At 57.3% G+C, this 12085-nt stretch carries 10 protein-coding genes and 1 pseudogene; 6 read left to right on the top strand and 5 right to left on the bottom strand.

The genetic code is table 11. The features are described 5' to 3' along the window. Window positions 1-38 precede the first annotated feature (38 nt). A complete protein-coding gene (gene lplA / locus AC6I8D_RS22260; protein ID WP_497820965.1) occupies window positions 39-1055 on the bottom strand; it encodes a lipoate--protein ligase in 1017 nt (338 codons plus the stop codon). Window positions 1056-1356: 301 nt separating this feature from the next. On the opposite strand from lplA, the pseudogene AC6I8D_RS22255 reads away from it, so the two are divergent. From AC6I8D_RS22255 to AC6I8D_RS22230, 6 genes and pseudogenes are all read left to right on the top strand, one after another. Continuing rightward, window positions 1357-1434: pseudogene (locus AC6I8D_RS22255) on the top strand (type II toxin-antitoxin system Phd/YefM family antitoxin); the annotation flags it as partial. Between the two features lie 263 nt (window positions 1435-1697). Further along, window positions 1698-2603, top strand: coding sequence for a DMT family transporter (locus AC6I8D_RS22250; protein WP_312757528.1), 906 nt, complete (start codon window positions 1698-1700; stop codon window positions 2601-2603). A 162-nt stretch (window positions 2604-2765) separates the two neighbouring features. After that, window positions 2766-3995, top strand: a complete 1230-nt coding sequence (locus tag AC6I8D_RS22245) for an MFS transporter (protein ID WP_312055668.1) — start codon at window positions 2766-2768, stop codon at window positions 3993-3995. A 23-nt stretch (window positions 3996-4018) separates the two neighbouring features. Continuing rightward, window positions 4019-5065, top strand: coding sequence for a sugar phosphate isomerase/epimerase family protein (locus tag AC6I8D_RS22240; RefSeq protein WP_497820964.1), 1047 nt, complete (start codon window positions 4019-4021; stop codon window positions 5063-5065). 84 nt (window positions 5066-5149) lie between these two features. Then, a complete protein-coding gene (locus tag AC6I8D_RS22235; RefSeq protein WP_497820963.1) occupies window positions 5150-6130 on the top strand; it encodes a LacI family DNA-binding transcriptional regulator in 981 nt (326 codons plus the stop codon). Window positions 6131-6309: 179 nt separating this feature from the next. Further along, complete coding sequence (locus AC6I8D_RS22230; protein WP_497820962.1) at window positions 6310-7035, top strand: pirin family protein; 726 nt, start codon at window positions 6310-6312, stop codon at window positions 7033-7035. Between the two features lie 45 nt (window positions 7036-7080). Here AC6I8D_RS22230 and AC6I8D_RS22225 read toward each other — a convergent pair whose 3' ends face one another. Genes AC6I8D_RS22225 through AC6I8D_RS22210 form a run of 4 tightly spaced genes read right to left on the bottom strand, consistent with a single transcriptional unit; the run spans window position 7081 to window position 11870 of the window. After that, window positions 7081-7902, bottom strand: a complete 822-nt coding sequence (locus AC6I8D_RS22225; protein ID WP_069729745.1) for an alpha/beta fold hydrolase — start codon at window positions 7900-7902, stop codon at window positions 7081-7083. Between the two features lie 50 nt (window positions 7903-7952). After that, window positions 7953-9581, bottom strand: a complete 1629-nt coding sequence (locus AC6I8D_RS22220) for an MFS transporter (protein ID WP_497820961.1) — start codon at window positions 9579-9581, stop codon at window positions 7953-7955. After that, window positions 9568-9990: a DoxX family protein gene (locus AC6I8D_RS22215; protein WP_031374438.1), complete on the bottom strand. Its 423-nt coding sequence runs from the start codon at window positions 9988-9990 to the stop codon at window positions 9568-9570. The genes AC6I8D_RS22220 and AC6I8D_RS22215 overlap by 14 nt, the downstream gene beginning before the upstream one ends. Window positions 9991-9992: 2 nt before the next feature. Continuing rightward, window positions 9993-11870, bottom strand: coding sequence for an amidohydrolase (locus tag AC6I8D_RS22210; protein ID WP_089561783.1), 1878 nt, complete (start codon window positions 11868-11870; stop codon window positions 9993-9995). Between the last annotated feature and the right edge of the window lie 215 nt (window positions 11871-12085).

Raw genomic sequence — 12085 nt, 5'->3', positions numbered from 1 at the left:
GCCGGTCAGGCCGTTCTCACGAACGGCCTTTTTCGCCTTTAACGCAGGCTGGCTACCAGCCACTGCTGCAATTCATTTAGCTCCTGCTGCTGTTGCGGGAAATCAGCGCTGAGCTGAATCAACACCGCCTCCAGCGCCTCGGGCCGGTAAGCGATGCCCTGTAACCGCTGCGCCAGCGTTTCCAGCGGCGTCGGATTAAGGCTGTCGCTAAAAATCTGACAGCGCGAGATAACACCGCGTTCAACGTCGAAGTGAATCTCAACGCCGCCCCAGCTAAACCGCTGATCCAGCAGATGTGAGAAGTCCGGTGCCTGACCAAAATTCCATTCCCAGCTGCTCTGGCGGGCAAACTGCTGTTCAAAGCCCGGCAGATCGGGCAGCGCCGCCGGTGAGATGTACTCAGGCTCGCAGTCGGCATTAAAATGTTCGAAATAAGCTTCGGTCACCGCCGCACAAATTGCTTCATAGCTGATGCCGGGGCTTAACTCTGCCAGATTCGCCACTCTGGCGCGCACCGAGGTGATGCCTTTGGCCTGCAATTTTTTAACGTCGGGATTAAGGTAATCTGCCAGCCGTGACAGATCGGCGTTGATCAGAATAGTGCCGTGGTGAAAGCCGCGATCGGGCGTTTCCCGATAAGCCGATCCGGATATCTTGCGCAGTCCGTCGGCGGTGCTGACTACCAGATCGTTACGTCCTGACGCTTCGGCCGGCAAGCCCAGCTTCGCCAGCGCACGCAGGATAATTGCGGTTGAAACGCTCTTATCATAGCCCGGTTTACCGGCCATAAAGGTGAAGCAGCAGTTGCCGAGATCGTGAAACACCGCGCCGCCGCCGCTGCTGCGACGCGCCAGCCGGATGCCATCCTCTGCCATCCGCCGGGTATTACACTCCTTCCACGGGTTTTGTGCCCGGCCGATGACCACCGTTTCCGCATTGCGCCATAAAAACAGTACCCGCTGGGTCGCTGGCATCTGACGGAAAATGCACTCTTCCACCGCCAGGTTAAACCAGGGATCGTTCGACTCAGATAACAATAAACGTAACGAGGACATCAATTACTCCCGTTCCTTAAGAGAGGGCGCCCGGCTGTCAGGCAGATGACACAGTGTAACAGCAGAGCGTAGCGACATTAAGCGGGTAGAGATCCTGCGGATTTCGGACTTTGGGAGCGGGGAACCGGGAGATTATGATGACAGAACGGACCTTAGCGGCGCTGTCACTATCCTATGGCTGAAACGCGCACCTTAGTTTGCATTTCAGCTTGTCGAAAGTGCCTGAATCCGCGCTCTGTGACTGGTTAACAGCTCATCAGGCTGTTTGCCTAAAAACCGGTTAAACCGTCCTGAAGGGTTTATGCCACATAATATTCTGAGCGACACCAGCGCCAGCGAACTAAAAAAAAATCCGATGGCGACAGTTAAAGCTGACGAAGCGCGGCGTTACCTGATGATCATAAAAGACTGGCAACACGGTCGTAACATTTGAACCCGCTCTCCCTTGCGGCATCCATCTTCCATCCCGATCTTCCCCTGAATCATTCCTGCTGTCCGGCAGCGGTAAAAAAACATTAAATGCCGTCTGTCAGCCAATCCCGGCACATCCCGGTGCGCCATTATGTCAGTATTAAAGTTCACGTCGCGTAAGCGCACTGATAATGCTGCTTATTTTACTCGTCCCGATAGGTGCCTGCCGTTATGAATGCCTCTGCTGGCATAGTGATGAAAATCCTGGCTGCGTTAAGCTCGACGCTGATGCTGGCCTGCGTAAAAGGGCTGGACGGCGCTATTCCGGTCGGTGAAGTGATCTTTTTCCGGTCGGTGCTGGCGCTGGTGCCGCTGATGATCTGGTTGCGGGTACAGGGCAGCGTACTGGACGGCATCCGCACCCGGAATGTTCGCGGGCATTTCCTGCGCGGTCTGGCGGGCACCGGCGGCCTCTATTTCAGCTACCTGTCGCTGCTGTATATCTCCCTGACCGATGCCACCGCGATTAACTATGCGGCTCCGCTGTTTACCGTGTTGCTGGCGGCGCTGCTGCTGCGTGAAAAGGTGCGGCATCATCGCTGGGTGGCGGTGGTGGCCGGATTCAGCGGCATCATGGTGATGTTCTCCGGCCATCTGTCATTCAATGCCAGCTTCTCGCTGTCGGCTTCTGCCGGAATTTTACTGGCGCTGATGGCGGCGTTTTGTACCGCCTGCGCGCTGGTGCAGATACGGTTTCTCAACGGGAAAGAGAAGCCGGGTGCAATTGCCTTCTGGTTCGCGGTGACCACCGCCTTAACCTCACTGATCACCCTGATCGGCGGCTGGAAAATACCGCACGGATCGCAACTGCTGCTGCTGGTGGGTTGTGGATTGCTGGGCGGCATCACGCAGATTCTGATGACCTTAAGTCTGCGCTACGCCGAAGCCTCGTTGCTGGCACCGTTTGATTACACCACTTTGCTGTGGTCGGTGGCGGTGGGTTACCTGTTGCTGGGGAATCTGCCTGAATCCACTACCGTCATCGGCGCAATTCTGGTGGTGTCTGGCGGGCTCTATTCAGTGCTGTATGAGCGTTACCGCTTTCGCCGCAGCCGGATTGTTAACGCCAGCTCTTAACACCTTGCCGATTACTTCAGCTAAAACCTCGCCGCGATCGCGTTTTCCGATCGGCGCTGCTCCCGGCCGGATGAACTGTGATCGCGGCGAAAGTTTGATCATTTGTAATCGATTACTTTACAGCTTACTAATCGGTAATCGATGATAAATGGCGAGGTTCTGATGATAGCGACAGTGCAGGAGAGTGCGCGTCAGCGCATGCAGCAGCGGCTGCTGGTTCCACGTCTTTCCCTGATGATGTTTATGCAGTTTTTCATCTGGGGCAGCTGGTCAGTCACCCTGGGTCTGGTAATGACCCAGCATAATATGTCGCTGCTGATTGGCGATGCGTTTTCGGCCGGGCCGATCGCCTCGATTTTATCGCCTTTCGTGCTTGGTATGCTGGTGGATCGCTTCTTTCCGTCGCAAAAGGTGATGGCGGTAATGAATCTGGCGGGCGCGGTGATTATGTGGTTTGTGCCGCAGGCGCTGATCGCTGAAAACGGCGCGCTGCTGATTGCGCTGTTATTCGGCTATACCCTCTGCTTTATGCCGACGCTGGCGCTGTCGAATAACATTGCCTTTCACAGCCTGGCCAGCAGTGAGAAAAGTTTTCCGGTTGTCCGGGTGTTTGGCACTATCGGCTGGATCGTGGCGGGGATATTTATTGGCGTAACCGGCATTTCCGCCAGTACTGCGGTTTTCCAGCTGGCGGCACTGAGTTCGCTGGTGCTGGCTATCTACAGCCTGACGCTGCCGCATACGCCGGCCCCGGCCAAAGGGTTGCCGCTCAAAGTGCGGGACCTGTTCTGTGCCGATGCCTTTGCGTTGCTTAAGCTGCGTCATTTTCTGGTGTTCGCGCTGTGCGCCACGCTGATTTCGATTCCGCTCGGCACCTATTATGCCTTCACCGCATCCTGGCTGGCGGATGCCGGGATTCAGAACGTCAGTACGCTGATGTCGCTGGGGCAGATGTCGGAAATCGTCTTTATGCTGATCATCCCGCTGCTGTTCCGTCGGCTTGGCGTCAAATACATGCTGCTGATTGGCATGGCGGCTTGGTTTGTTCGCTATGCGCTGTTTGCGCTGGGGATGAGTGACGAGACGCGCAGCCTGATCTATCTCGGCATCCTGTTGCACGGCGTCTGCTATGACTTTTTCTTTGTGGTGGGCTTTATTTATACCGATCGCATTGCCGGTGAAAAGGTCAAAGGTCAGGCACAGAGCATGGTGGTGATGTTTACTTATGGCATTGGCATGTTGCTGGGATCGCAGATCTCCGGCGCGCTCTATAACCAGCTGGTGGCGGGCAATGCCAGCGCGGAGAGCTGGGCGATTTTCTGGTGGATCCCGGCGGTAGCGGCGGCGCTGATTGCGATTATTTTTCTGTTCTCGTTCAGGTATCGGGATTGAGTGTTTTATTTAAGGAGGCGGAGATGAAAACAGTAAAAGGGCCGGGCATATTTTTGTCGCAATTTATTGGCGATCGACCCCCGTTTAATTCACTGGCCGGACTGGCTGAATGGGCGGCGGGACTGGGATATAAAGCGTTGCAAATCCCCTGTCATCAGCCCGCGATTTTTGATGTTGAGCAGGCGGCCACCAGCCAGACCTACTGTGATGATATCCGCGGTCTGCTGGCAGGCTATGGGCTGGAAGTCAGTGAACTCTCAACCCACCTGGAAGGGCAGCTGATTGCGGTGAACCCGGTGTTTGATGCTGCCTTCGACAATTTTGCTCCGGCTGCGCTGCGCGGCGATCCGGCCAGGCGAACCGAGTGGGCGATAGCCACACTAAAGCGCGCGGCGGCGGCCTCGGAAAAACTTGGCCTGCAGGCGCATGCGACTTTTTCCGGATCGCTGGCCTGGCCGTGGTTCTATCCGTGGCCACCGCAAAGCCCGGCGCTGTTCGATGAAGCCTTCGCCGAACTGGCGCGCCGCTGGTTACCGGTACTGGACACCTTTGACCGGCACGGCGTCGATCTCTGTTATGAAATTCATCCGGGCGAAGATCTGCATGATGGCGTGACGTTTGAGCGATTTCTGGCGCAGGTCAATCATCACCCGCGCTGCAATATCCTGTTTGATCCCAGCCATCTCCATCTGCAACACATCGATTATCTGCAGTTTATCGATATCTATCATTCGCGGATTAAAGCGTTTCACGTAAAGGATGCCGAGTTTCTGCGCAATGGCCGCAGTGGCGTTTACGGCGGCTATCAGCCGTGGCTGGCGCGGGCCGGACGTTTCCGCTCGCCAGGCGACGGGCAGATCGACTTTAAAACCATCTTCAGCAAACTGGCGCAGTACGATTACCCAGGCTGGGCGGTACTGGAATGGGAATGCTGCCTGAAACAGGGCGAGATCGGCGCGCGTGAAGGCGCAGAGTTTATCCATCGCCATATTATTCCGGTCGCCGATCGCGCTTTTGACGATTTTGCCGCCGCCGCGGCGCCGGTACGCAGGCAACTGGGGCTGGACTGAGTCCCTGAAGGTCGGGCGGGCGACGCAGCGGTGCAGAAAAATGTGTTAGCCTGCCTGTCACCGATTTGAGCAAGGGTTGCCATAATGTCGATTCAGAAAATCGCCCGGCTGGCCGGGGTCTCGGTTGCCACGGTTTCACGGGTGTTAAATAACAGCGACAGTGTCAAAGATCGCAATCGCCAGAAGGTGCTGCAGGCGATCAAAGAGAGTAATTATCAGCCTAACCTGCTGGCGCGTCAGTTGCGTACCGCGCGCAGCTCCATGATTCTGGTGATGGTCTCGGATATTTCTAACCCGTTTTGCGCTGAAGTGGTGAAAGGGATTGAGGAGCAGGCTGAGAAAAACGGTTATCGCATTCTGCTGTGCAATTCAGGTTCGGATATCGGGCGGTCGCGTTCCAGCCTGCAGCTGCTCTCCGGCAAAATGGTGGATGGCATCATCACTATGGATGCGTTCAGCAAACTGTCCGAGCTGAGTCAGCTGATTGGCACCGCGCCGTGGGTGCAGTGTGCGGAATATGACGACAGTGGCAGCACCTCCTGTGTCGGTATTGACGATCGCGTTGCCGCCCGACAGGTGGTTGGATATCTGGCTGAACAGGGACGGCAGCGCATCGGCCTGATTAATCACGATCTGAGCTACAACTATGCCCGTCTGCGTCAGCAGGGCTATCTGCAACAGCTCAGTCAACAACGGCTGAGCTGGCAGGCAATCGCCTACGCCAGTGAGCTGAGTTTTAGCGCCGGTCAGGCGGCGATGAATTTGTTGCTGCAGAATGAAATCCGGCCAGACGCGGTGTTTGCCGTCTCTGATACGCTTGCCGCGGGCGCAATGGCTGCCATTCAGCAGGCCGGTCTGCGCATCCCGGACGATATCGCGGTGGTGGGTTTTGACGGCACCGAACTGGCCGGCATGGTGTCGCCACCGCTGACCACTCTGGCCCAGCCGTCACGTGAGATAGGCCGTCAGGCGTGTGAACTGGTGCTGCAGAAAATTGCCCGGCCCGACGCGTCGCCGCAGCGCATTATCATGACCGGTGAATTAATCCTGCGCGCCAGCAGCTAACATCCTTCTCATCAGCCTCCCGATGTCATGTGCGATACCGCTTAGCTTTATTGTCCACTAATCTGTGACAGTGATTGGCTTTTGACGTCATTGTTAGACGATCGGGTTTACTTATATGCTGTTTCTAACGAAGGGCACTCGCGCTTCACACCATTAAACAGCATGTAAAGGGGCAGAACATGATTGAGCAAAGATTGTCAGAACAACGCGGCGTCGGTGATCACGGCTGGCTGAATTCACGTCACACCTTCTCCTTTGCCAACTACTGGGACCCGAAACAGGTTGGCTTTTCTGACCTGCTGGTGATTAATGATGACCGGGTGGCGAAAGGACGTGGCTTCGGTGCGCATCCCCACAGCAATATGGAAATTATCTCTTACGTACTGGAAGGCGCGCTGGCGCACAAAGATTCGATGGGCACCGGTTCAGTTATCGTGCCCGGCGACGTGCAGCTGATGAGCGCCGGCAGTGGCGTGACGCACAGTGAGTTTAACCACTCCAGTACCGATGGCGTGCATTTCCTGCAAATCTGGGTGGTGCCGGCAGAGAAAAACAGCCCGCCGGGGTATCAGCAGGTTTCGGTCAGTGAAGCGGATAAACGCGGTACTTTGCGACTGATCGTTTCGCCGGAAGGGGAAAACGGCGCGCTGCGGGTGCGGCAGGATATCCGCATCTATGCGGGCTTGTTCGACGGAGATGAGCAGCACACCCTGACGCTGCCGGACGATCGCTACGCTTATATTCATGTGGCGCGCGGCAGTATCACCGTGAATGGACTGCATTTTAATGCCGGAGACGGTGCGCGGGTGCGTGACGAGAAATCACTGACCTTCAGTGGCGGTAAAGAGGCAGAAGTGTTGGTGTTCGACCTGCGGCCAAATGAAGTCAATCATCCGACCCGTTAACCGTTAATAAAAACTGCGCGGCCTGCACCGCGCAGTTTTTTGCTGTTAACGCGCGTTCAAAAACGCCAGCAGATCCTGATTCAGTTGATCCTGATGCGTCACCGCGAAACCGTGTGGCGCATTGTCATAGACCTTCAGTTCTGATCCTTCAATCATCTCTGCGGCCACTTTACCGGTGGATTCAAACGGCACCACCTGGTCGTTGCTGCCGTGGATCACCAGCGTCGGCACATCTACTTTGGCGATATCGGCACGGAAATCGGTCTCGGAGAAGGCGGTAACGCAATCAACGGTGCTCTTCAGTGAGGCCAGCAGCGCAATGTTCAGCGTCTGGGTCAGCACGCCTTCCGAAACGGTCTGACCGGCATTAAGGCCGTAGAACGGCGTGGCGAAATCACTGATGAACTGCGCACGATCTTTCAGCAGGCCATCGCGGATACCGGCAAACACCGACAGATCGACGCCCTGCGGGTAATCAGCGATTTTGCCGAACACCGGCGTTACCGCGCCAAGCAATACCAGTGCCGCCACGCGAGCAGTGCCGTAACGGCCGATATAGCGCGTCACATCACCGCCGCCCATTGAGAAACCCACCAGTGTGACATCCTGCAGATCGAGATGATTAATCAAATCGTTAATATCAGAAGCAAAAGTATCGTAATCGTTGCCGGTCCAGGGTTGTTCGGAACGGCCAAAGCCACGACGGTCAAAAGCGATAACCCGGTAACCGCGCTCTGCCAGGAAATTCATCTGGCTGTCCCACATATCCGCATCCAGCGGCCAGCCGTGGCTGAACAGTACAGGCTTACCGGTGCCCCAGTCTTTGAAATAAATATGGGTGCCGTCGGTGGTTTTGAGTGTGCTCATGGTATTGCCCTCTACATGACGTGATGAATGAAAGGTTGCTGTACAGCCGGTCAGGCTGGTGCCACCAGGTATCGAACTTCAGGCGGATTTTCACCCTGATGAAAGGCGTTAACCCGACGCTGGATTTTTTGATCGTTGATGGTGTAGCGCTCTTTCTGGCGTAAATGTTCTACCCAGGAGCCCACCACAAAGGTTTCGACGAAAATGCCAGGCTGGAGAATATCTTCATAGACTGACCAGTTGATGGCACCGCCCCGACGCCTGACGCGACGCATATCCTGCATGCAGACGGCAAAGGCATGGGCTTGTTCAATATTAATCCGGTATTCGTAATTCACCATCACCGGACCGCGTTCATGACGAATATCCAGCACCGGGGCGTTAACGCCATCACCGATCATATCGAGATTCAGATCGGGGTCCTGATCCAGCCGCCAGCGCCATACCGTGCTGCTGGCCAGTACCATACCGAGCGTGGCGATACAGAGTGAAACCGGAATGCTGAAGTGGGAAGCCAGCTGTCCCCAGATTGTGCTGCCCAGCGTCATTGAGCCAAAGAAGACCGTCAGGTAGACCGCCAGCGCACGCGCCTTGACCCATTTGGCTGCGCTGCGCTGCGCACCGAGGTTCAGCGTTGACAGCACCGCAATCCAGGCGAAGCCGGTAAAGAACTCACAGGCATTCAGCAGCCAGAAATGACGGACAAAAGCCAGCGCCAGCATGGTCAGGGCGAATAACAGGCTGGCCAGCACCATCAGCCGATCGGAACTGAAGCGGCGGCGCAGGCGCGGCAGCATCACCGCGCCGGTAATCGCGCCGATGCCGATACAGGCGAGCATAATGCCGTAACCACCCGGACCGAGGCCGAGTTCCCGCCGCGCCACCAGCGGCAGCAAAGCCCAGCCGGCGCTGCCGAACAGGAAGAAGGCGACCGTGCGCACCAGCACGTTGCGTAACACCGGTGCGGCGTGAACATAGCGCAGTCCGGCGCGTACGGCCGGAAAGAAGTGCTCCGGCGGCAGGCGCTGAACGCTGGGTTCCGCCTTCCAGCGATAAAGCACCCAGGCCACGCCGAGCACCGACAGCGCATTCAGCAGAAACACCATCCACGGACCGGTAAAGGAGAGGATCAATCCGCCCAGCGCCGGGCCGATGGCGCGACTGATATTGATGCCCAGCGAGTTCAGCGCAATCGCCGGACCCAGCTCCGATTTGCTCACCAGATCCGGGACGATCGCCTGGAACGGTGGCGAACTCATCGCGGCACCGGCGCTGAGCAGGAAGGCGGCGGCCAGCAATACCGTTGGCGTAACGTGGCCGGTATAGGCCAGTACCGTAAGCCCGGCGGCGGCGATAAAGGTCCACAGCTGGGAGAACAGCAGGTATTTGCGACGGTCAACGATATCCGCCATCACGCCCGACGGCAGGGCGAACAGAAACATCGGCAGACTGCTGGCCGCCTGCACCAGCGCCACCGCCAGCGGATCGGCGCTCAGCGTTAGCATGGTCCAGTTGACGCCGACATCGTTCATCCACGAGCCGATATTGGAGACCACCGTGGCAATCCACAGCATCCGAAATACCGGCTGACGCAGCGGCTGCATCGGAGAAACAGCGCTCGCCTTCGGCGCGTCGCTGACATCCTGATCCAGCTGGTGAATGTCATTAACCTGCGCCATGGCGCACCTCCTGTTGAGCGCTGGCACCCAGCCGCCAGCCGCCTGGCCCGGTTAATGCCAGGGTGGTAAAGATGATCAGCAACAGCCAGCCAAACTGGCCTTCAGCAATCGACCAGCCGGGATGAACCACCAGCATCGCCACCAGCAGTACCGCAATAATCGGCAGACAGGCAAGGCGGGTACCCCAGCCGAGGATGATAAATATCGGACATACCACCTCCGCCAGAATGGCCGGTAGCAGACTCATCATCGGACCCAGTCCAAACGGGTCCTCGATACGCGTCAGTTCTTCACTGAAATGCAGAATTTTAGGCAGCCCGTGTACATGTAACAGCAGCAGGCTGCCCGCCAGTCGCAGGAAGAACAGCCCCGCGTTAACCCGGGGCGGCTGAGTGAATAAGGTCTTCATGATTAAAACGCGAAGCAGCTGCAGCCGAGCGCGCCCCAGAAGGCGTTATCTTCGGCGACCGGCACGCTGGACCCGCGCGCGATATCATGTGAGTGGCTGTGTACGCCGCACGGTCCACTGCAGTGGTGAGCAGCAGGCATCATGCCGACGCGGCTCTGCGCCACTGGCGGAGCGCTGCGGTAATGGCCCGGCACGTTGACCACCGGAGACCACTCTGGCAGAACCGGAATGGCCGGCGGCGCTTCGGAGGTGAATGAACCGGCGGCATAAACCACGTTGCCATCCACTACGGTCAGCACCGATTCAATGCCTTTGATCTCCTCTTCAGGCACGCTGAAGAAGTCTTTGCTTAATACCGCCATATCCGCCAGCTGACCCGCTTTAATCTGGCCTTTTTTACCCTGTTCGCTGGAGAACCACGCGCTGCCCTGGGTCCAGAGCATCAGTGCGGTTTCACGGTCGAGGCGGGCGTTGACGTCATACATCTGCATGCCGCCGACGGTGCGCCCGGAAACCAGCCAGTAAAGTGCGGTCCACGGGTTATAGCTGGCGACGCGGGTGGCATCGGTGCCGAGTCCGACCGGCACGCCGGTTTCCAGCATCCGTGCCACCGGCGGGGTATGTCGGGTGGCTTCAATGCCGTAGCGTTCGGCAAAGTATTCACCCTGAAACGCCATGCGATGCTGGACCGCAATTCCGCCGCCCAGCTCTTTGATACGATCAATATTGCGCTGGGTGACCGTTTCCGCATGGTCAAAGAACCAGTGCAGCCCGTTAAACGGAATATCGCGGTTGACCTTCTCGAACACGTCGAGCATCCGGCTGATCGATTCGTCATAGGTGGCGTGCAGGCGGAACGGCCAGCGATGCTCGACCAGATGACGCACCACGCGCTCCAGCTCATCTTCCATGCCTGGCGCTAAGTCAGGACGCGGCTCAAGGAAATCCTCAAAGTCGGCCGCCGAAAACACCAGCATTTCGCCCGCGCCGTTGTGGCGGAAATAGTCACTTCCCTGGCCCGGCGTCAGCATATCGGTCCACTTTTCGAAATCTTCCAGTTCGTGGCCTGGCCGCTGGGTAAACAGGTTATAGGCGATGCGCAGCGTCATCTGCTTCTTCTGATGCAGTTCGGCAATGACTTGATAATCTTCGGGATAATTCTGGAACCCGCCGCCGGCATCAATGGCGCTGGTCAGGCCGAGGCGATTCAGCTCGCGCATAAACTGGCGCGTAGAGTTGATCTGTTGCTCCAGCGGCAGCTTCGGTCCTTTGGCCAGCGTGGCGTAGAGGATCATCGCATTGGGGCGGGCAATCAGCATGCCGGTCGGGTTACCGTTACTGTCGCGCTGAATTTCACCGCCCGGCGGATTAGGGGTCTCTTTGGTGTAGCCCACTACTTTTAACGCGGCGCGGTTAAGCAGGGCGCGATCGTAGAGGTGCAGCACAAACACCGGCGTGTCCGGCGCAGCTTCGTTGATCTCGTCGAGCGTCGGCATCCGGCGTTCCGCAAACTGGAATTCCGTCCAGCCACCTACCACCCGCACCCACTGTGGTGACGGCGTACGCAACGCCTGTTCCTTCAGCATACGCAGCGCATCGGCAACCGAAGGAACGCCTTCCCAGCGTAATTCGAGGTTGTAGTTCAGACCGCCACGGATCAGATGCAGGTGTGAGTCGTTTAGACCCGGCACGGCGGTGTGACCTTTCAGATCGATCACTTTGGTGCCGTCGCAATGGTATTCCATCACTTCCGCCAGCGAGCCGACTGCGACAAATTTGCCTTCGCGGATGGCGACGGCCTCGGCAAACGGATTGCTGCGGTCAACGGTGTGAAATTTGCCATTGGTTAATATCAGTTCTGCTTTACCCAGCGTAACCATAGATCCTCCTGAATGGGGTTGTCCGACTTGCCGCGGGACAGGGAAGTGCGCTGCAGGGAGCAGGGCACGAATAGAACGGATTATGGTGAGTGGTCAGTCGGAGCGTCTAGTTATACGAAGGGATACCTATACCTTCGTATAGTTATACGCAGAGATAATAGTCTGGCTTCGCCGGTCGGCCTACACTGCGACCAGACAGCCAGCAGCCTGAAGAG

This window comes from Pantoea sp. X-Soil-MYKO-1785 (assembly GCF_059730675.1).
This window is presented reverse-complemented; position numbering and strand designations above follow the sequence as displayed.